Source organism: Pseudomonas paraeruginosa, from assembly GCF_003025345.2.
Classification (GTDB): domain Bacteria; phylum Pseudomonadota; class Gammaproteobacteria; order Pseudomonadales; family Pseudomonadaceae; genus Pseudomonas; species Pseudomonas paraeruginosa.
In genome coordinates this window covers 317838-337774 of the sequence record NZ_CP020560.1, presented here as the reverse complement: position 1 = coordinate 337774, position 19937 = coordinate 317838, and the positions used below count along the sequence as shown (strand labels likewise).

The window sequence follows — 19937 nt, the reverse complement described above, 5'->3', positions numbered from 1 at the left end:
CATGCGGGACATGAAACGGTCCGCATCCTGCTTTGCGCGGCGCGAGCATCATTCGATGCACCATCGTACCGACACAGAGGAAAGTGCCGTGTTCAAACCATTAGCTGTCGCTGTAAGCCTGGGATGTGCTGCGCTGTCATCGGGCGCCAACGCCTACCAGTACGGGGAGTATGCCGGGGAGACCCTGGAGCGCCTGATCACCGACTATCCCGGCCGCTACCGCGGCACCGCCAGCTTCGCCGGCGCCACCGAGCTGATGCAGTCGCGCCTGGGCTTCGGCTACCAGACCAGCCGCCAGGACTTCACCTGGGCCGGCAACCGCAGTTCGCAGAACGTCATCGCCTCGGCGCCCGGCAGCAGCGGCAAGGTCCTGGTGCTCGGCGCGCACTACGACACCTACTACGGCCGCCCGACCCTGCAGGGCCTGGACGATAACGCCTCGGGCGCCGCGGTGCTCACCGAGATCGCCCGCAACCTCGGCGGCATCGCCCTGGAGAACGGCCTGGAGGTGGTCGGTTTCGGCGCCGAGGAGGAAGGCCTGCGTGGCTCGCGCGCCTACGTCGAGTCCCTCGACGCCAGCCAGCGCGCCAACCTGCTGGGGATGATCAACCTCGACAGCCTGGTCACCGGCGACAGGATGTACGCCCATGCCGGCTCCAACAGCGTGGCCAACCCGGCCCTCGGCGCCTACCGCGAACAGATCCTGCGCATCGCCCGCGAACTGGACATCCCGCTGTCCACCAACCCCGGCCTGAACGCCGAATACCCGGCGGGCACCGGCTGCTGTAGCGACGGAGAAAGCTTCAACGGGATGGACATCCCGGTGCTGTTCATCGAGGCGACCAACTGGGAGCTGGGCGACCTGGACGGCTACGAGCAGACCGACAACCCGGCGATTCCCGGCGGCTCCACCTGGCACGATCCGGCCGAGGACAACAAGGAAGTGCTGACCGGCGCCTTCGGCCAGGAACGCATCGACCAGCGCATGCGCGACTTCTCCCGCCTGCTGACACGCCTGGTGCTGGAGCTGACCAACGCCGACCTGCTCGCCTCCACCGCCTCCGGCGGCGCCCTGGCACGGCAGATGGAAGACCAGCTGCAACGCCAGCACCAGGCGCTGACCCGCCTGCACGACCGGCGCTGGCTGACGCTGCTCGGCAGCAGCCGACCGGTGGGCAGCTTCGACGGCGAAGTGGGCGCGGAGGGCGAGGTCTCGCCGGACAGCGGCTTCGACATGCCCGGCGATCCCGAGTCCAGGCGCGCCGGCGTGCACCTGCTCGGCGACTACCGCTACAGCGAGGCCCTGACCCTCGGCGCCAGCCTGGCCTTCCAGCGCAGCCGCGACAAGCTGGACCATGGCGGGCGCATCGAGGGCGACACCTGGCAGCTCGGCCTGTTCGGCCTGTACCACGACGGCGGTCCGCAATGGCTGGCCGGCGAGCTGAACCTCGGGCATACCCGCTACGACAGCAAGCGCCCGGTCTACCTGCAGGCCGCCGGGGGCCCGGTGCTACTCGACCAGCGCCTCTCCGGCGACACCTCGGCCTGGTCCTGGGGCGCGCGGCTGGAAGGCGGCTATGACTTCAGCTTCGGCGAACTGCGGAACGGGCCGCTGGCCGGCCTCGACTACATGCGCTACCGCATCGACGACTTCCGCGAGGACGAGGCCCTGCGCACCGCGCTCGGCTATGAGAAGCAGGACTACGACTCGCTGGAGGCCAGCCTCGGCTGGCGCCTGCGCGGCGAGCTGGCGCTGGGCGCGAGGATGCGCCTGCAACCCTACGCCAGCCTGCGCTGGATACGCGAGCTGGCCGACGGTCGGCTGGACGATATCGATCTGACCAGCCGCGGCGACGGGCGGATCCGGGTCGCCGACATGGGCGACGTGGACAAGGACTTCGGCCGCGTCCAGCTCGGCGCGCAGCTGGCGGTCACCGAGCAGCTCGGGATCTTCGCCGAAGCCAACAGCCGCTTCGCCCACAGCGAGGGCAACCAGGCGGGCTATTCGCTCGGGGTGAACTGGCAGTTCTGAGCAGGCCGGCGGGACGGTCGCCGGCCGTCCCACGCCGGCCGCCTCAGGGCTGCGCCGGCTCGTCCTTGCTGAACACGTAGAACAGGTTCGGCTCGCTGACCAGGTAGAGCACGCCGCGGTCGTCCATCGCCACGCCCTCGGCCTGCGGCACGCTGCGCTTCAGGCCGTGCATGCCGCGCAGCAGCGACAGGGTGCTGACCGGCTCGCCGTCGGTGTCCAGCTCGACCACCAGACGCGACTCGTCGGACAGCGCCAGCAGGTGCCCGGTGCCCTCGTCGAACTGCAGGCTGGACAGGTCGCGGACGAACAGGCGCCGGTCGCGCCCGGGGTCGTCCACCACGTGTACGGCGAACGGCTTGTCCGCCTGGGTGTGGGGGAAACCGTGGATCTCGTAGATGCGCACCGGGTCGCGTTCCTTGGCGACGAACAGGCGCTTGCCCTCGGCGTCGTAGGCCAGCCCCTCGAAACCCTTGTTGCCGTTGAGGCCGATCCCCAGCGAAAGCTGCTGGGCGTCGGCAGCGTCGATGAAACGGGTGTCGTCCTCCAGGCGTACCTTGACCAGGCGCTGCTCGCGCTCGTCGGTGATCACGTAGACGCCGCGGCTGATGTACTCGATGGCCTCGGCGTCGCCGAAGCCGGTCAGCGGGATGGTCCGCAGCACCTTGCCCTGCAGGGACAGCTCGATGATCTGCGCCGGCTGGTTGGTCACGGTGAACAGGGTGCGCCGGTCGGGATCGAAGGTCAGCGCGGACACGTCGTCGCTCAGGCCCTCGATGGGCTGCGCCTCGACCCGCACGCGGTAGTCCGGCAGCCAGATCGACCGCTCCTTCCAGGCATCGGCGTGACGCCATTCCTGGACGGCGAACCAGGCCCGGTCGAAGACCCGGAAGTTCTGGCCGAGAAGTGCCAGCGCGGCCAGCGCGACCAGCAGGACGGCCAGCAGCAGACGGCGAGGCGTGAAGGCTCGGGACATGGAGAACGGCTCGGGAGTTCGGGCGTGGATATTCATAGCATAGAGCCTGGGGCTGTATGGAAACGGGCTGCGCCCGACCTTTCGTACGCAAACTACGGTTCCAGGCTGAAGCCAAGCTTAAAGTCCGCCAGCCGACCGGATCACTCGGACGGGTCCGAGTTTCCTGTCTGAAAGAGACGATGAGAAAGGCCGCCACCGTCTTCCTCACCGCCAGCAGACTGGCCTGTTCGATTCTTTATTGGCCACTTCCATCGTTCTGCAGCCGCGGCGTCCCGGTCATTATCGAACCGCAGCAGGTGAAGCGGGCCGCAGAAACCGCAAATCCCCGGCAATGACAACTGCCTGACTGCATGGAATCCGCTGCTCCTGGCCAAGGCCTGAAAGCCCTGGCGCTGCGGCAAGGTCTGGACCAGGCTGAAGAGATGCTCGATGCGGCGCTTTCCCGTCAGCGCTGGCCGGCCATCCAGCTTGGCCACTTCGATCCCTTTTTGACCGTCTACAGGGTTCTCACCGGCGAAACCGGATTGCTAGAGTCGAACCGCGTCCTTCCTCGAACGACGCTCGGCGCTGCGGAAATGGTGCCGACAGTGCCCAAGGGAACCTCGCCAGCGCGAGCGATAAATCCAACAAGAACGCTTCCTGAGACCGCCATGAACACGATCACACCCCGAACGGCCGTGCCCATGCACGCCGCGCCCCGGCTCTTCACCACTGCCCTTTCCAGCGACCCGACGGAAACCCCGGCGGTTCTTCCCTAGCGCGTCCCCAACTGGCGCAGGAGCGGCCCGCCCGCGCGGCCGCCTGCGGGATCGATACGGCATTTTCGCGAGGAGCGGAGCATGGCCAGCGAACGCAACAACGGCATCCTCATCGGTGGCAAGCGCCCCGAGTACGTCCACAGCGCCCAGGGCACCGGCCTGCGGCGCATCCTCGGGCTGCCCGCCCTGGTGTTCTTCGGGCTGGTCTACATGGTCCCGCTGACCATGTTCACCACCTATGGAGTGGTCACCGAGATGACCGGCGGGCGCACCGCCGGCGCCTACCTGATCACCCTGGCGGCGATGCTCTTCACCGCCTTTTCCTACAGTTTCATGGTGAGGAAGTACCCCATAGCCGGCTCAGCCTATTCCTATACCAGCCTCAGCTTCGGCCCTTGCGTCGGCTTCCTCGCCGGCTGGTCGCTACTGCTCGACTACCTGTTCCTGCCAATGATCAACTACCTGCTCATCGGCCTGTTCCTCAATATCGCCTTCCCGATGGTGCCGGCCTGGGTCTTCATGCTCGCGGCGATCGCCCTGGTCACCCTGCTCAACGTGATCGGCATCAGCTCGGTGGCCGGGATGAGCAACGTGATCGTCGGCGCCCAGTTCGTCTTCGCACTGGTGTTCATCGCCATGGCGATCAAGCACCTGGCCGGCATTCCCTCGCTGGACTTCTCCCTGCCCTTCGTCGGCGACGGCAGCCAGCCGGGCTTCACCCCGCTGATGGCCGGCGCGGCGGTGCTGTGCCTGTCGTTCCTCGGCTTCGACGCGGTTTCCACCCTGGCCGAGGAGACCCGCGACCCGCAGCGCGACATTCCGCGCGCCATCGTCATCACCACGGTCGGCGCCGGCCTGCTGTTCACCGTGCTGGCCGTCTTCAGCCAAATGGTGTTCCCCGGCAGCGTATTCCAGGACGCCGAATCGGCGGCCAACGAGGTGATGCTGGCGGCCGGCGGCCAGTTCCTCGCCAGCTTCTTCACCGCCGCCTACGTCGCCGGCGCCGCCGGCTCGGCGCTGGCCTCGCAGGCCTCGGTGTCGCGCATCCTCTACAGCATGGGCCGCGACGGCATCCTGCCGCGACGGGTGTTCGGCGGTCTTTCGGAGCGTTTCCAGACACCGGTGATCGCGATCCTGGTGGTTTCGCTGATTTCCCTGCTGGCGGTGGTGATCGACCTCACCACCCTGGCCTCGATGATCAGCTTCGGCGCGCTGGTAGCGTTCTCGGCGGTGAACCTGGCGGTGATCCGCAGCTACCTGCTGCTCGACGGCCGCCGCGCCCCGCGCGACCTGCTGCGCTACGGGCTGGTGCCGGCCATCGGCCTGGGCCTGACCCTGTGGCTGTGGACCAGCCTCTCGGCGCTGACCCTGGTGATCGGCCTGGCCTGGTTCGCCGCCGGCCTCGCCTACCTGGCGTTCCATACCGGCGGCTTCCGCCGCAAGGCGCCGAGCGTGACCTTCTCCGAACAGAACTGAGCCCGGGATCCCGACATGCTGACGATCTACAGCGACGACCATCGCCTGCATCACGGCCGCCACGAACTGATCGGCGGCCAGTTCACCCCCTGCTTCGAAAAGCCCAGCCGCGCCGACATGGTCCTCGACCGGATCAGGGCGGTCGGTCTCGGCGATGTCCGCGCGCCACGCGACTTCGGCCTGGAGCCGATCCGCCGGGTGCACAGCGAAGGTTTCGTGCGCTTCCTGCAGAACGCCTGGCAGGACTGGCTGGCCAGCGGCCGCAGCCACGACATGCTGCCGATCGCCTGGCCGACCCGGCGCCTGCGGCAGACGGAGCCGGACAACATCGACGGTCGCCTCGGCTACTACTCCTTCGACGCCGGCGCGCCGATCACCGCCGGCACCTGGCAGGCGATCACCAGTTCGGCCAACGTCGCCCTCAGCGGCCAGTCCGAACTCGCCGGCGGCGCTCGCTCGGTATTTTCGCTCTGCCGCCCGCCAGGCCATCACGCCGCCGCCGACTACATGGGCGGCTACTGCTTCCTCAACAACGCCGCCATCGCCGCCCAGGCCTTCCTCGACCGGGGCGCCGGGCGGGTGGCGATCCTCGACGTCGACTATCACCACGGCAACGGCACCCAGGACATCTTCTACGACCGCGCCGATGTGCTGTTCACTTCGATCCACGGCGACCCGCGCTTCGAGTACCCCTACTTCCTCGGCTACGCCGACGAGAAGGGCAAGGGTGTCGGCGAGGGCTACAACTGCAACTACCCGCTGGCGTCCGGCAGCGACTGGACGACCTGGAGCCTGGCGTTGCAGGCGGCGATCCGCCAGATCCAGGCGTACGCACCGGACGTGCTGGTGGTTTCCCTGGGGGTGGATACCTTCAAGGAGGACCCGATCTCCCAGTTCAGGCTGGACAGCCCGGACTACCTGCGGATGGGCGAGGCGATCGGCAAGCTCGGCCTGGCCACGCTGTTCGTGATGGAAGGTGGCTACGCGGTGGAAGAGATCGGCATCAACGCGGTGAACGTCCTGCAGGGCTTCGAGAACGTGCATCGCTAGGCATTGCAGGTGAACGCAGAACGGCCCGCCGTTCGCAAGGAAGGGCGGGCCGTTTCGGCTGGGCTGGTTACTTCACCACTTCGACGAACTCGACGTCGATCTCGCGGCCGACCAGGTCGCGGTCGACTTCGCCGGTCAGCTTGACCTGGGTCTTGTCGTTGATTTCCATCGGCGGGAAGTCTTCGTCGTCGATCTCGACCTTCATGCTGCCGGTGGCATCGCGGAACTCGTAGATGTCGCCCTTGATGCGCTTGACGATGGTGCCCTGCAGAACCACCGGGGTGTCGTCGGCGGCTTCCAGCGCGGCTTTCACCGTGGTGGTGGTCGGCGTGGCGCCCGGGCCGGTGTAGCCGGCGGCCAGGGTGACGGTGGAGAACAGGCCGATGGCGGCGATCAGGGGCAAGTGACGAAGTTTCATGGGTAACGCCTCGTGTTTGGTTTCGATGGGTCCAGGCTACGAGGCCTTGCTGAAACCAGGCTTAATCGGCGCTTAAGCGAAGCTTAATCGGCATCGCTGGTGGCCAGGCGCTCGCCGCTCTTCTTGCGGAACACGTAGAACAGGTTCGGCTCGCTGACCATGTAGATGGTGCCCTCGTCGTCGATGGCCACCCCTTCGGCGCGCGGGATCCTGCTGTCCAGGCCGTTGAAGCCGCCAAGCAGGCTGATGAAGCTGACCGGCTCGCCCTTCTCGTCCAACTCCAGCAGCAGGTGCGACTCTGCCGACAGCACCAGGGTGTGCCCGGTGCGCGGGTCGACGCTGAGCGCCGAGACATTGCGCATGTACAGGTCGTCGCTCGGCAGCGCGGTCATCGCCCCGCTCAGGCGCGGGCCACCGTCGCTCTTCCAGCTGAACAGGGTCATCGGATCGCGCTCCTTGCTCAGCAGCAGGCGCTGCTGGCGCCGATCCCAGGCGACGCCCTCGAAGCCCTTGTTCTTCTTGCCGAGGTTGCCCAGCGGGAATTCGGCCAGGCTCTTGGTGCTCAGCTCGGCGGTCTGCGGGTCGACGTGGAAGATGGTCAGGGTATTGCGGCGCTCGTCGGTCACCGCGACGTTGCCGTTCTCCAGCACCGCCACGCCTTCGGGATTGCTCAGGCCGAGCAGCGGGATGGTGCGCAGCACGTCGCCGGTGAGCGACAGTTCCACCAGCAGAGGACGCTTGCCGGTGACGGTGAACAGGGTTCTGGTCGCCGGGTTGTAGGCCAGGTCCGAGGTTTCTTCCTCTTCCAGGCCCTGCAACGGCTTGGCGTCGATCACCACCCGGTAGCCCGGCAACCAGATGCTCTCGTCGCGCTGCTGCTGGCTGGCCTGGCTCTCCTTCCACCACAGGCCGGCGCGATCGTCCCAATGCATGATGACGGTCAGTACCACGCCGACGAGCGCGACGAACGCCAGCAGCAGCCAGCGGAAACGGGGAAGCTTGGAGGCAAGGGACATGGGCGAGGCTCGACTTTTTGGCCAGGTGTTTTCATGAGCGTCGCCATGAAAGGGCATTGGCCCCGCCCTGTCAATCGGAGTCCCGGCCAGCCGACCGACAGTCGCTTCCGATGCCGCCCGGGAACAGCCGGCCGCCCATCGGCGGCCGGTTCGTCTCAGAGCACGCGGGTCTCGAAGCGGCTGGCGCCCGGCAACTCGAGGACCAGTTCGTCGCCGCTGTGCAGCGGCCCGACCCCGGACGGCGTGCCGGTCAGCACCACGTCGCCGGCCTGCAGCGAGAAATGCCCGGCGATATGCTGGATCAGCGGCACGATCGGATTGAGCATGTCGCGGCTGTTGCCGTCCTGGCGCACCTCGCCGTTGATGGTCAGGCGGATGCCGATGTCGGTCGGGTCGGGGAACTGGTCGGCATTGACGAACGGCGCCAGCACGCCAGCCCCATCGAAGCTCTTCGCCAGCTCCCAGGGCAGGCCCTTCTCCTTCAGCTTCGCCTGGACCTCGCGCAGGGTCAGGTCCAGCGCCGGCGCATAGCCGGAGATCGCGTCCAGGACCTCTTCGCGATTCGGCTTGCGCGACAGCGGCTTGCCGATCAGCACGGCGATTTCCGCCTCGTAGTGCACCGAACCACGCTCCTGCGGCAGGCTCAACCCGCCGCCCACCGGCACCACGCAGGAGCCGGGCTTGATGAACAGCAGCGGCTCGCTGGGCACCGGGTTGTTCAGCTCCCTGGCATGTTCGGCGTAGTTGCGCCCGACGCAGACCAGCTTGCCCAGGGAAAAGTGGATGGGGGTACCGTCGATATAGTGATGCTGGTAACTCATGTACCGACTCCTGAACGGATGGGAAGGCGTCCGTGACATCCGCCACAGACGAGAAGGGCCGGATGACCGGCCCTCTGCGTTGCGAAACCTGTTACTCGGCGAAGAGCTTGCCGGGGTTCATGATCCCGTTGGGGTCGAACACCGCCTTGAGCGCCTTCATGTAGGCAATTTCGGTTTCCGAGCGGGTGTAGGTCAAGTAGTCGCGCTTGGTCATGCCCACGCCGTGCTCGGCGGAAATCGAGCCGTTGTACTTCTCGACGGTCTCGAACACCCATTTGTTGACGGTCGCGCACTTGGCGAAGAACTCGTCCTTGCCGAGGTTTTCCGGCTTGAGGATGTTCAGGTGCAGGTTGCCGTCGCCGATGTGGCCGAACCACACCACCTCGAAGTCCGGGTAGTTGGCCTCGACGATGGCGTCGATGTCCTTGAGGAAGGCCGGCACCCGGGAAACCGTGACCGAGATATCGTTCTTGTACGGTGTCCAGTGGGAGATGGTCTCCGAGATGTATTCGCGCAGCTTCCACAGGTTCTGCAACTGCTGCTCGCTCTGGCTCATCACCCCGTCCAGCACCCAGCCCTGCTCGACGCAGTGCTCGAAGGTGGCCAGCGCCTCGTTGGCGACCTCCTCGGTGGCCGCCTCGAACTCCAGCAGGGCGTAGAACGGACAGTCGGTCTCGAACGCGCGCGGTACGTCGCCACGGGCCAGGACCTTGGCCAGGGCCTTGTCGGAGAAGAATTCGAAGGCGGTCAGGTCGAGCTTGCTCTGGAAGGCATGCAGCACCGGCATGATCGAGTCGAAGTCGGGCGCGCCGAGGACCATCGCGGTGAGGTTCTTCGGCGTGCGCTCCAGGCGCATGGTCGCCTCGACCACGAAGCCCAGGGTGCCTTCGGCGCCGATGAACAGCTGGCGCATGTCGTAGCCGGTGGCATTCTTGATCAGGTCCTTGTTCAGCTCCAGCAGGTCGCCCTTGCCGGTCACGACCTTCAGGCCGGCCACCCAGTTGCGGGTCATGCCGTAGCGAATGACCTTGATCCCGCCGGCATTGGTGCCGATATTGCCGCCGATCTGGCTGGAGCCGGAGGAAGCGAAGTCAACCGGGTAGTACAGGCCGTTTTCCTCGGCGAAGGTCTGCAACTGCTTGGTCACCACCCCCGGCTGGCAGACCACGGTGCGGTCGAAGGCGTTGAAGTCGAGGATCCGGTTCATGTAGTCGAAGGCCACCACGACCTCGCCGTTGGCCGCCACCGCCGCGGCGGAGAGCCCGGTACGCCCGCCCGACGGGACCAGACCGACCTTGTGCTGGTTGGCCCAGCGGACGATCGCCTGGACCTGCTCGACGCTCTTGGGGAACACGATGGCCAGCGGCGCCGGGGCGAAATGCTTGGTCCAGTCCTTGCCGTAGGAGTCCAGGGAGGCGGCGTCGTCGAGCAGCTTGCCAGGCTCGACCAGGGGCTTGAGCGATTCGATCAGGGCTTCGCGGGTCATTCGGGAACTCTCAAATGGTTCATGGTCGTCCTGAGAACAACTCAGGTCGCAACCGGGCAAGGAAAAGGGAGAACATGCTAGCATACGCCCCCCGCGCTTAGTGCCTCCGGGCGCCGACTCGCGGGAGCCGGCCAGCGCCGGCCGGACCCGCTTCGCGCAGTTCGCTTTCCAGCCACTTCCTCCGGGACAACAGGTTTACGCAGATGAGCAAGACCTCTCTCGACAAGAGCAAGATCAAGTTCCTTCTTCTCGAAGGTGTCCACCAGAACGCCGTGGACACGCTGAAGGCCGCCGGCTACACCAACATCGAGTACCTCAAGACCGCGCTTTCCGGCGACGAGCTGAAGGAAAGGATCGCCGACGCGCACTTCATCGGCATTCGCTCCCGCACTCAGCTGACCGAAGAGGTCTTCGACTGCGCGAAGAAACTGATCGCGGTCGGCTGCTTCTGCATCGGCACCAACCAGGTCGACCTCAACGCCGCCCGCGAACGCGGCATCGCCGTGTTCAACGCGCCCTACTCGAACACCCGCTCTGTGGCTGAGCTGGTGCTGGCCGAAGCGATCCTGCTGCTGCGCGGCATCCCGGAAAAGAACGCCTCCTGCCATCGCGGCGGCTGGATCAAGAGCGCGGCGAACTCTTTCGAGATTCGCGGCAAGAAGCTCGGTATCGTCGGCTACGGCTCGATCGGCACCCAACTCTCGGTGCTCGCCGAGGCCCTGGGCATGCAGGTGTTCTTCTACGACACGGTGACCAAGCTGCCGCTGGGCAACGCCGTGCAGATCGGCAGCCTGCACGAACTGCTGGGCATGTCCGACATCGTCTCGCTGCACGTCCCCGAGCTGCCTTCCACCCAGTGGATGATCGGCGAGAAGGAAATCCGCGCGATGAAGAAGGGCGGCATCCTGATCAACGCCGCGCGCGGCACCGTGGTCGAGCTGGACCACCTGGCCGCCGCGATCAAGGACGAGCACCTGATCGGCGCCGCCATCGACGTGTTCCCGGTCGAGCCGAAATCCAACGACGAGGAATTCGCCAGCCCGCTGCGCGGCCTGGACCGGGTGATCCTGACCCCGCACATCGGCGGCTCCACCGCCGAGGCACAGGCCAACATCGGCCTGGAAGTGGCGGAGAAGCTGGTCAAGTACAGCGACAACGGCACCTCGGTGTCCTCGGTCAACTTCCCCGAAGTGGCCCTGCCGTCGCACCCGGGCAAGCACCGCCTGCTGCACATCCATGCCAACATCCCCGGCGTGATGAGCGAGATCAACAAGGTCTTCGCCGACAACGGCATCAACGTTTCCGGCCAGTACCTGCAGACCAACGAGAAGGTCGGCTACGTGGTGATCGACGTCGACGCCGAATATTCCGACCTGGCCCTGGAGAAGCTCCAGCAGGTCAACGGCACCATCCGCAGCCGCGTGCTGTTCTGAAGGCAGCGGCAAGCGGAAAGGAAAAAGGAGGCCAGCGGCCTCCTTTTTTCGTTTCCGTCACTTGACGGTAACGGTGATCTTCTCCGACTCCACGGTCGGATCCAGCGGCACGTGGTTCTTGTCGCCCACCAGCAGCTGCAGGGTGTGCTTGCCCGGCGGCAGGGTGATCTCGGTTTCGGTCTGGCCCTTGCCGAAATGACGGATGTTGTCGGTCATCGGCAGCGGCAGGTTCATCGCCGGCTGCTCCTTGAGGTCCACCAGCAGGTGGTGGTGTCCGGTATCCGGCATGTCGACGCCGGCCGGCGCCACGCCCATGCCCTTCAGGCCGAACTTCACGGTGAAGGTCTTGTCGACGGTTGCACCATCGGCCGGCGTGATGAAATACACTTTCGCCCCTTCGGGTGCCTTCGTGCGGGGCAGGTCGGCAGCCATCAGGCTGGCGGATGCGCCGAACATCAGGGCGGCTAGACCGAGGCAAGGCAATGTCACTCTCATGGGAGTCTCCTGTTTTCACTTCCGTTAGCACCGGGAAACGCCACTGGACGGAATTTCCCCGGCACTTTCCGTGCCTTTCGCATCAGGGAAAGGCATCGCTGGCACAGCGATTTTCGTTGCGAAGCCCGTCGTAGAGCGGCGCTTGCGCACATAATCCAGGCCAAAGCCCGCAACCTCTGGAAAGACCGCATGCAACCCAGTAGGTTCGCGATTGTCCAGGACGCGGGCCCGGCTAAGCTGAACGAACAGCATAGGCCCGACCGACGTTCATTCCCACCCGAGGAGTACTACATGCGATTTCTGCCCCGCCTGCTGATGCTGGTTTCCCTGGCCGCTCCGCTGGCCCACGCCGAACTGCTCGACGATGTCCACCAGCGCGGCGCCCTGCGCATCGCCCTGGAAGGCACCTATCCACCGTTCAACTTCAAGCAGGGTGGCAAGCTCACCGGCTTCGAGACCGAACTGGGCGAACTGCTGGCGGCCGAGCTGAAGGTCAGGCCGGAATTCGTCACCACCGAATGGAGCGGCATCCTCGCCGGCCTGCAGAGCGGCAAGTACGACATCGCCCTGAACCAGGTCTCGGTCAACGAGCAGCGGCGCAAGGTCTTCGACTTCAGCGCGCCGTACACCATCTCCAGCGCCCAACTGATCGTGCGCGCCGACGAGACCCGCCAGTTCAAGTCGCTGGAAGACCTCAAGGGCCTCAAGCTCGGCGTCGGCCAGGGCACCAACTACGCTGATCTGGCGAAGTCGGTGGCCGGGGTCAACGTGCGCACCTATCCGGGCGCCCCGGAGTACCTGCAGGACCTGGCCAGCAAGCGCATCGACGCGGCGCTCAACGACCGCCTGCTGATCCCCTTCGCCATCCGCGAGGCCAGGCTGCCGGTCAAGCCCGGCGCGGCGGTGGGACCGGTGGCGAACATGGCGATTCCCTACCGGAAGAACAATCCGAAGTTCGGCGAAGCGCTGGACGCGGCGCTGGAAAAACTCAAGGCCGACGGCCGCTTCGCCAGGCTGTCGGAAAAATGGTTCGGTCTGGACGTCAGCCAGCCGCCGAAGTGAATCCCCGCCCGAACGGGCGGGAAGCGGCCGCGCTTCCGGGGCGCGGTCGTCGTGTTTGTCGATGGAGTGTTGAATGAATTCGCTGCAGAAACTGCTCGAATGGCTGGCCAACCTGGTCGAGCTGCTCGGGATGGCCTGGCCCTTCCTGCTCCAGGGTGCGATGTATACCGTGCTGTTCGCCGCGGTATCGATGGTGCTGGGGCTGGTACTCGGCTTCAGCGTCGCCGTGGTCCGGGTTACCAAGGTACCGCTGGTGTCGCAGATCGCCGCGGTGTACGTCAGCGCCTTCCGCGGTACGCCGCTGCTGGTGCAGATCTTCGTCCTGTACTACGGCCTGCCGAGCGTCGGCATCGAGTTCACCCCGGTCACCGCGGGCATCCTGGCGCTGACCCTGAACGTCGCAGCCTACCTCTCCGAATCCATGCGCGGAGCGATCCTCGGCATCGACAAGGGGCAGTGGGAAGCCGGGCTGTCGGTCGGCCTCACCTGGGGCCAGACCCTGTGGAACATCATCACCCCGCAGGCCCTGCGCCTGGCGGTGCCGAGCCTGTCGAACAGCCTGATCAGCCTGATCAAGGACACCTCGCTGATCTCGGTGATCACGGTGACCGAGCTGATGCTGGCGACCAAGGAGGTCATCGCCGAGACCTTCCAGCCACTGCCGCTGTACCTGGCCGCCGCCGGGATCTACTGGCTGCTCTCGGCACTCTTCGAGCGCGTGCAGAAGGCCCTGGAAAACCGCCTGACCGCGCCGCTGCGGCGCTGAGCGCTCAGCCGCCGGCGTCGAGACCGGCCAGGCAGACCGCCGCGCGATCCAGTTCGTCCTCGTTGAAGACCAGCACGCCCATGCGCTTGAGGGCGGCGGCGGTGACGCCCTCGCCGGCGACCCGGCTGCCGTTGAAGCGGCCGTCGTAGTTCTCCAGGTTGCCGCAGGAAGGGCTGCGCGCCTTGAGCACGGCCATGCGGATGTCGTGACGGCGGACCAGTTGCACGGCGACCTCGGCGCCGAGCAGGAATGCCTCGCTGACATCCTCGCCGTCGACGGTGAGCACCTGGTTCAGCCGGTCCAGCACTTCGCCGCCCTGGCCGCCGGGGATTTCCGCCGGCGGGCGGGGCGTCGGCAGGCCACCGGCGACTTCCGGGCAAAGCGCGACGATCCGCCCCTGCGCCTGCCAGCGCGAGAGCAGGTCGAACGGGCCGTGGCTGCCACCGTCGTAGCGCACCAGGTGGCCCAGCAGGCAACGGCTGACCAGAACCTTCTGCATGAATGCTCCACCCCCTTTGACAGGCACACAGAGTAGCCCGGCGCCCAGCGATGGTCACGCCCGGTAACAGTCCCTGGGAGAACCCGGGGAGACGCTCCCTCGAGCGAACCGGAGCCAGACTCCCGGGTAACGTTCCAGGGCACGGCTGGCGGGGCCTGGCGGTTTTTTGCCGATCCTTAGGATAGAACTGCCGGCGGCCCATGGCGAACCGCCGCGGGCCCGCGCAGACTGGCCTCCCGCGCAACCGCGAAGGATCCGCCGACCATGTTCCCCACCCGCTCGCTCCTGCCGTACCTCCTGGCCTCCGCCCTGCTGGCCAGCGGCGCCAGCCAGGCCGCCATGGAGGCCCTGGACAACCACAGCCTCAGCCAGGTCACCGGCCAGGCCGGGATCAACCTGCGCCTGGACCTGCGCGCCGGCGCGGCCAGGGTCGCCTGGGTGGACGACGGCGGCAGCCTGTCGCTGCGCAACCTGGTGATCGACAACGGCTGCGCGAAAGCCGGCGACTGCCCGGACGGGCGCGGCGGCAACATCCCGCTGGGCGCCGCCCAGCTCGGCCTGAGCCTGCCGATCTTCGGCGTCGAGCAGCCGACCCTGGCACTGGACGTGACCACCGGCAGCGGCGGCAGGCAGCAACTGGCGATCAGCCTGCCGGACCTCGCCACCATCAACGACCAGCTGATCGCCAGCGGCCTGCCGGCACAGCGCATCCGCCTGCGGATAGCCAGCGACCTGTACATCGGCGAGAACTCGATCGGCCGCCTCGAACTGCGCGACATCACCGACCTGCGCGGCACGCTCAAGGTCTGGGGGCACTGAGGCGCCGCCCAGGCTCAGGGCAACAGCAGGGGCGACTCGTCGCGCCGGCGGAACCAGCCGGTCAGGGACAACCGGTCACGGCTGGCCGGCAGGACTTCGTGCTCGGTGCCGGCGGACATGAACACCACCAGGCTACCGCCCGTCGGCTGGATATCCAGCTGCCGCCCCGGCAGGTGCAGGCGTAGCGCGCCGCCATGCTCGGGCAGCCAGGCGTCGTTGAGGTAGAGGACGGCGGAAACGGTGCGCGCGTCATCGTCGCGGAAGCGGTCGACATGTTTCTGGTAGTAGGCGCCCGGCGGGTACAGCGCGAAATGGCACTCGAAGTCCTCGAGGCCGAGGAACAGCGAGGCGTTGAGTGCCTGCCGGAGACTGTCCATCACCCCCAGGTACTCGTCGCAGGCCGCGGATTCACCGGGCTCCAGCCATTGCGTGAGGTCGCCGCGGATACCTTCGCGGATCACCTGGCCGTCGCCGCGGCCGATCGCCGCCGGGGTCAGTTCGCCGGCGCAGGCGCGGCTGCGGCACTCTTCGGCCAGTCTGGTGGTCAGACGCTCAGGCATGAAGACGCTCTGGTGCGACCAGCCCTGGTCGACCAGTTCATCGACGATGCGCTGCAGGAGTGGATGATCGACGTTGATGTGCATCGTCCATTCTAGCGTGCCGCCCGGGTGTCTCGACAAGCGGTCCGCTGCATGTCGACAATAGCGCCCCATGGACGGCACCACCCGAACGACGAGGCTTTCGCCGCCAAAGGAGTATCAATGCGCGCCCTGCTCGCCTTCGCTTTACTGCTGGTTGGTCTGCCCGCCCTGGCCGACCCCTATCAACGCCTGTACCAGGCCGCTGGCTGGCCCGACCAGCGCGCGCATTTCAGCGATGCCCTGGACGCGGCGCAGAAGCGCTACCAGGACAAGCTGCCGCCGGCGCTCTACCAGACCCTGGTGGACAACAGCAATCGTCGCTTCGCCCCGGCCGAGGTCGACCGGCGCGCGCTCAACGGCCTGCGCGAGAACCTGCCGGACAGCGCCAATCCACTGAACTTCTTCGAGTCGCCGCTGGGGCGCAAGGTGGTCGCCGCCGAGGTCCTCGCCACCCGCCGCGACCAGTTGCTACAGCACAGCAACGGCCTGCCGCGGCAGACCGCCAGCGAGCCGCGCCGCGCCCTGGTCAAGCGCCTGGCCCAGGTCCTCCCGGCGCGCGAGGCCGGCGCGGAAGTCAGCCTGGCCCTGGCCGGGGTCGCCGCCGACAGCCTCAGCCAGATGCTTCCGGGGCTGCCCGGCCTGCTTGGCGGCGGACAGACCGGCCAGTTGCTGGAGGGCCAGCGCCAGCGTCTGGTGCAGCAGATCGGCGCGGACCTGGAGAACACCCTGCTGTATGTCTACCGCGGCCTCTCCGACACGGAGCTCACCCAGTACGTGAGCTTCGCCGAATCGCCCGCCGGGCGCAGCTACTACCAGGCGGCCCTGGCCGCGCTGAAAGCCGGCCTGGCGGTGGACCAGTCGGTCGCCCAGTGATCGACGCGGGGCCTGCGGGTCAGGCCCCCAGCGCGTCGCTCAGGAAATCGAAATAGCGCCGCCGCAACCCCTCGCTTTCGTTCGCCAGGTGATGGCGCGCCTCATCCAGCAACAGTATCCGCGGCTCGTCGAATTTCTCCCGCAGCACCTTCAGGCCATGGCGCCAGTCCACCGTCTCGTCGGCCTCGCCCTGCACCACCAGGGGACTCAGGGCGCGCCGAGGCGCCCGCTCGATGCGCGGCACCCAGCGGGTCAGCGCACCGACCCAGGCGGTCGGCAGGGTGCGCGGCTGCAACGGATCGTGCTCGCGGAGGAAGTCGAGGAAGCGCGGGTCGCTGGAGTTCTCCGAGAAGCGCCGCGGGATCGAGTCGACGAACGGGCTCAGCAGGCGGTAGCTGAGCTTCGACCAGCCCCAGGCGCGCGGACGCACCAGCGGCGCCATAAGGATGGTCTCGCCCAGTTCGGGACGCTCGCCGCCATGCAGCAGGTAGTCCAGCAGGATCGCCCCGCCGGTGCTTTGTCCGCACAGGTGCCAGGGCTGCGGCAGGGCGAGTTCGGCGGCCTGGCCCAGGAGGCCCTTGAACACCGCCTGGTATTCGGCGAAGTCGCGGATGCTGGCGCGCTCGCCTTCGGACAGGCCATGCCCAGGCAGGTCGCAGGCGAGCACCGAGAAGCCCATGCCCAGCGCCCAGTCGACCACGTGCCGGTACAGCCCCATGTGGTCGTAATAGCCATGCATCAGCAGCAGGCTACCGCGCGCCTCCGGCAGCAGCCAGGCCTGTACCGCCAGGCGGCGCCCGTCGACCAGCATGCTGCCGAGCCGCGCTCGCAGGTCCGGATGGCGGGCGCGCAGGTCCAGGCCGTAGTAGGCCTGGTAGGCGAGGACAGCGGCATCCGCCTCGGCCGCGGCCAAGGGTCGCAGGTGCTGGCGCAGGTAATCGGGGTTGAAGGCTTCTGACATCGGCGATTCCGGGCTGGGGACTATAGGTGGCCGGGCCACGGGCGAAACCCTGGGATATTCAGCTGCGCGCGAACACATGGCAAGCTTGGCACCCGTTTTCCGTGTGAACGCCATGACTCCCCGCCGCAAGACGCTCCTCGTCAGCCTCGTCGGCCTGCTCTGGGCCGGCGGCCTGCTCACCGCCTACTGGTGGTTCGAGATCCGCTACATCCGCCCGTTCAGCGAGCAGACCACCCTGTTCTCCGGCGACAGCCTGCGCCTGCCTGCCGGGCTGGCCGGGCCGGGCCCGATCCGCCTGGTGCATTTCTGGGACCCGGCCTGTCCCTGCAACGTCGGCAACCAGCAGCATCTCGGCGAGCTGATCGAGCGCTTCGCCGGCCAGGGCGTGGAGTTCCACGTCCTGCAGAAGCCCGGCAGCCAGGGCCGCCTGCCGGACAACCTGGCCGCCCTGCGTCCCCTCGCCGGCCTGCCCGGTTCCGAGCAACTGCCGGCCAGCCCGGCCGTGGCGATCTGGGACCGCGACGGCCGCCTGGCCTACTTCGGCCCCTATAGCGAAGGCGCGGTATGCACCTCCAGCAACAGCTTCATCGAGCCGATCCTCGAGGCGCTGCTGCAAGGCCGCCCGGTGAACGCCACCCATACCCTCGCCGTGGGCTGCTATTGCCCCTGGGCCGGGGAAAAAGACTGACCTGGCTCAAGGCCAGGCTTTCGGCAGAGGGCACGGGCCGGCGCAGCGGCTACACTGCCCGGGTCGGTCCACGAAGGGCCGTTTCCGAACCAAGGAGTCGCTGCATGTCCCTACGCCCCACCCTCGCCCTGCTCGCCGCCCTCGTCAGCCTGCCGCTGATGGCCGCCCAGAACGATCCGCAGCCCAGCAGCAAGGAACTGATGAAGGAACACCAGGCGCAGATCCAGAACGACCTGGCCGACGTCGACTACAAGCGCAAGCGCATCGTCGAAGCCAACATGAACCTCACCGACCAGGAAGGCGAGAAATTCTGGCCGATCTACAACACCTACCGCACCGAGTCGGACAAGCTCAGCAAGGAAACCCTCAAGCTGCTGCTGGACTACGCGCAGGCCTACAACAGCGGCAACGTCACCGACGACCAGGCGAGCAAGCTGATCGACCGCGTCGAGGAGCTCCAGGAAGACCGCCTGGAACTGCGCGACAAGTACGTCAAGCGCATCGCCAAGAACGTCTCGCCCAAGCGCGCCATGCGCTTCCTGCAGATCGAGATCCAGCTCGACGCCATCGCCACCCTGGAGATCGGCCGTCAGGTGCCGCTGGTCGAATAATCCTTCTCCTCCCTCGCCAGCCGCGCCCTGTACTGTTCAGGGGGCGCGGCGTACCAGCGGCGGAAGGCCCGGTAGAACGGCGACAGCTCGGCGAAGCCACAGGCCTTGGCCACTTCGCGGATCGCGCTGCCGGCCCGCAGCATTTCGCCGGCGCGCTGCCGGCGGACCTCCTCGCGCACCTGGCGGAAGCTCGCCCCGCCGGCGGCCAGCGCGCGTTGCAGCGCGCCGGCGCCCAGACCCAGCTCGGCCGCGCACTGGCGCATGCCGTAGCCCTCGCCCAGGCGCAGTTCGACCAGGTAGCGCACGCGATTGAGCAGGCGGTTCTCGCTGAGCTCGCGGCTCTGCTCTTCCGCGTGACGGGTAAGCAGCGCATGCATGTCCGGATTGGCGTTGCGCGACGGTCGCCGGAGCAGCGCGGCGGGGAACAGCAGCGCGTCGTGCTCGCGGGAAAACAGCGGCAACCGGCCGAACAGCCGGCGGTGCTCGCCGAGGCGGGCCGGCGCCGGATGGCGGAACTCGATGCGTTCGGCGACGAACTCGTCGTCGCTGATCAGCGCCAGCAGCTTGAGGAACAGCAGCATCAGGCATTCGATCTGCTGGCGCAGCGAGGCATGGCCCAGGTAGTTGATGTCGAGGATCAGCCTGGCCGAATCCCCTAAGACCTCGAGGCGCGCGGCGAAACCACCGGAGAGTATGTGCTGGAAACGCACGAAGCTGCGCAGAGCCTCCTCCAGATCGCGCGCGGACAGCAGCAGGTAGCCGACCACATCGAGCAGGCGCGGCTTCATCGCCTCGCCCAGGTGCAGGCCGATGTCGGCATCGCCGGTCACCGCCGCCAGTTCGGTCCAGAACAACGGGGCGTTGTCGTGCACCAGGCGGCCACCCAGGACCGGTGGCGGCAGCGGCGTGCGCCGGTAGACGCTGCGATAGACCCGGGTCGGGTCCAGGCCGAGGGCGTCGAAGGCTTCGTACAACAGGCGCCGCAACGTGGCGGAATGGGTCAGGGGACTGGTGGACGGGTCGTCCTGCATGGCGGCTCCTCGTGATTGACCAAAGACT

21 protein-coding genes are annotated in these 19937 nt (G+C 67.1%); 11 read left to right on the top strand and 10 right to left on the bottom strand.

Features of this window, described 5'->3' with window-relative positions; all coding sequences use genetic code 11:
- Positions 1–88 precede the first annotated feature (88 nt).
- The gene (locus tag B7D75_RS01605) at positions 89–2032 is read left to right on the top strand and encodes an autotransporter outer membrane beta-barrel domain-containing protein (protein ID WP_107113675.1); all 1944 of its coding nucleotides are present in this window, start codon (positions 89–91) and stop codon (positions 2030–2032) included.
- A gap of 43 nt (positions 2033–2075) precedes the next feature.
- On the opposite strand, the gene B7D75_RS01600 is transcribed toward B7D75_RS01605, so the two are convergent.
- Positions 2076–3041 carry an SdiA-regulated domain-containing protein gene (locus tag B7D75_RS01600; RefSeq protein WP_012073941.1) on the bottom strand — a complete coding sequence of 322 codons (966 nt, stop codon included), beginning with the start codon at positions 3039–3041 and terminating at the stop codon, positions 2076–2078.
- Positions 3042–3355: 314 nt separating this feature from the next.
- Here B7D75_RS01600 and B7D75_RS29305 point away from each other — a divergent pair, with 314 nt between their 5' ends.
- The 3 genes from B7D75_RS29305 (at position 3356) to aphB (ending at position 6289) form a co-directional block, all read left to right on the top strand.
- Positions 3356–3763 carry a hypothetical protein gene (locus tag B7D75_RS29305; RefSeq protein ID WP_124082771.1) on the top strand — a complete coding sequence of 136 codons (408 nt, stop codon included), beginning with the start codon at positions 3356–3358 and terminating at the stop codon, positions 3761–3763.
- Between the two features lie 81 nt (positions 3764–3844).
- A complete protein-coding gene (locus tag B7D75_RS01590) occupies positions 3845–5239 on the top strand; it encodes an APC family permease (RefSeq protein WP_053813229.1) in 1395 nt (464 codons plus the stop codon).
- Positions 5240–5254: 15 nt separating this feature from the next.
- Positions 5255–6289, top strand: coding sequence for an acetylpolyamine amidohydrolase AphB (gene aphB, locus B7D75_RS01585; protein ID WP_033997977.1), 1035 nt, complete (start codon positions 5255–5257; stop codon positions 6287–6289).
- A 67-nt stretch (positions 6290–6356) separates the two neighbouring features.
- Here the strand turns inward: aphB and B7D75_RS01580 are convergent, their stop codons facing one another.
- From B7D75_RS01580 to B7D75_RS01565, 4 genes are all read right to left on the bottom strand, one after another.
- Complete coding sequence (locus tag B7D75_RS01580; RefSeq protein WP_003148621.1) at positions 6357–6707, bottom strand: NirD/YgiW/YdeI family stress tolerance protein; 351 nt, start codon at positions 6705–6707, stop codon at positions 6357–6359.
- A gap of 83 nt (positions 6708–6790) precedes the next feature.
- Entirely contained in the window at positions 6791–7780 is a 990-nt protein-coding gene (locus B7D75_RS01575; RefSeq protein ID WP_079383447.1) for an SdiA-regulated domain-containing protein, read from the bottom strand.
- Positions 7781–7878: 98 nt separating this feature from the next.
- Positions 7879–8544, bottom strand: a complete 666-nt coding sequence (locus B7D75_RS01570; protein WP_034079277.1) for a fumarylacetoacetate hydrolase family protein — start codon at positions 8542–8544, stop codon at positions 7879–7881.
- 91 nt (positions 8545–8635) lie between these two features.
- Positions 8636–10030, bottom strand: coding sequence for an FAD-binding oxidoreductase (locus B7D75_RS01565; RefSeq protein WP_107113674.1), 1395 nt, complete (start codon positions 10028–10030; stop codon positions 8636–8638).
- Between the two features lie 203 nt (positions 10031–10233).
- Between B7D75_RS01565 and serA the strand changes: the two genes are divergently transcribed.
- Positions 10234–11463 carry a phosphoglycerate dehydrogenase gene (gene serA, locus B7D75_RS01560; RefSeq protein WP_003112947.1) on the top strand — a complete coding sequence of 410 codons (1230 nt, stop codon included), beginning with the start codon at positions 10234–10236 and terminating at the stop codon, positions 11461–11463.
- A 57-nt stretch (positions 11464–11520) separates the two neighbouring features.
- Here serA and B7D75_RS01555 read toward each other — a convergent pair whose 3' ends face one another.
- Positions 11521–11958 carry a DUF4399 domain-containing protein gene (locus B7D75_RS01555; protein ID WP_003148627.1) on the bottom strand — a complete coding sequence of 146 codons (438 nt, stop codon included), beginning with the start codon at positions 11956–11958 and terminating at the stop codon, positions 11521–11523.
- 291 nt (positions 11959–12249) lie between these two features.
- On the opposite strand from B7D75_RS01555, the gene B7D75_RS01550 reads away from it, so the two are divergent.
- Both B7D75_RS01550 and B7D75_RS01545 read left to right on the top strand, forming a co-directional pair.
- Positions 12250–13020, top strand: coding sequence for a cystine ABC transporter substrate-binding protein (locus B7D75_RS01550; protein ID WP_012073933.1), 771 nt, complete (start codon positions 12250–12252; stop codon positions 13018–13020).
- 73 nt (positions 13021–13093) lie between these two features.
- Positions 13094–13786, top strand: a complete 693-nt coding sequence (locus B7D75_RS01545) for an amino acid ABC transporter permease (protein WP_003148631.1) — start codon at positions 13094–13096, stop codon at positions 13784–13786.
- Positions 13787–13790: 4 nt separating this feature from the next.
- Here B7D75_RS01545 and B7D75_RS01540 read toward each other — a convergent pair whose 3' ends face one another.
- On the bottom strand, positions 13791–14285 hold the full coding sequence (locus tag B7D75_RS01540; RefSeq protein ID WP_034079279.1) for a DUF523 domain-containing protein: 495 nt from the start codon (positions 14283–14285) through the stop codon (positions 13791–13793).
- A gap of 264 nt (positions 14286–14549) precedes the next feature.
- Between B7D75_RS01540 and B7D75_RS01535 the strand changes: the two genes are divergently transcribed.
- Entirely contained in the window at positions 14550–15104 is a 555-nt protein-coding gene (locus B7D75_RS01535; RefSeq protein WP_107113673.1) for a DUF6160 family protein, read from the top strand.
- A 14-nt stretch (positions 15105–15118) separates the two neighbouring features.
- Here B7D75_RS01535 and B7D75_RS01530 read toward each other — a convergent pair whose 3' ends face one another.
- Complete coding sequence (locus tag B7D75_RS01530) at positions 15119–15817, bottom strand: 2OG-Fe(II) oxygenase (RefSeq protein ID WP_074197245.1); 699 nt, start codon at positions 15815–15817, stop codon at positions 15119–15121.
- 48 nt (positions 15818–15865) lie between these two features.
- On the opposite strand from B7D75_RS01530, the gene B7D75_RS01525 reads away from it, so the two are divergent.
- Entirely contained in the window at positions 15866–16618 is a 753-nt protein-coding gene (locus B7D75_RS01525; RefSeq protein WP_107113672.1) for a hypothetical protein, read from the top strand.
- A 19-nt stretch (positions 16619–16637) separates the two neighbouring features.
- Here the strand turns inward: B7D75_RS01525 and B7D75_RS01520 are convergent, their stop codons facing one another.
- Entirely contained in the window at positions 16638–17579 is a 942-nt protein-coding gene (locus B7D75_RS01520) for a phospholipase BipL (RefSeq protein WP_012073930.1), read from the bottom strand.
- Between the two features lie 76 nt (positions 17580–17655).
- Between B7D75_RS01520 and B7D75_RS01515 the strand changes: the two genes are divergently transcribed.
- Positions 17656–18267 (top strand): DUF6436 domain-containing protein, encoded by a 612-nt coding sequence (locus tag B7D75_RS01515; protein ID WP_049791992.1) that lies wholly within the window; start codon positions 17656–17658, stop codon positions 18265–18267.
- A 104-nt stretch (positions 18268–18371) separates the two neighbouring features.
- The gene (locus B7D75_RS01510) at positions 18372–18878 is read left to right on the top strand and encodes a hypothetical protein (RefSeq protein WP_012073929.1); all 507 of its coding nucleotides are present in this window, start codon (positions 18372–18374) and stop codon (positions 18876–18878) included.
- Here B7D75_RS01510 and B7D75_RS01505 read toward each other — a convergent pair.
- Entirely contained in the window at positions 18857–19909 is a 1053-nt protein-coding gene (locus B7D75_RS01505) for an AraC family transcriptional regulator (RefSeq protein ID WP_107113671.1), read from the bottom strand. The genes B7D75_RS01510 and B7D75_RS01505 overlap by 22 nt on opposite strands.
- Positions 19910–19937: the final 28 nt, after the last annotated feature.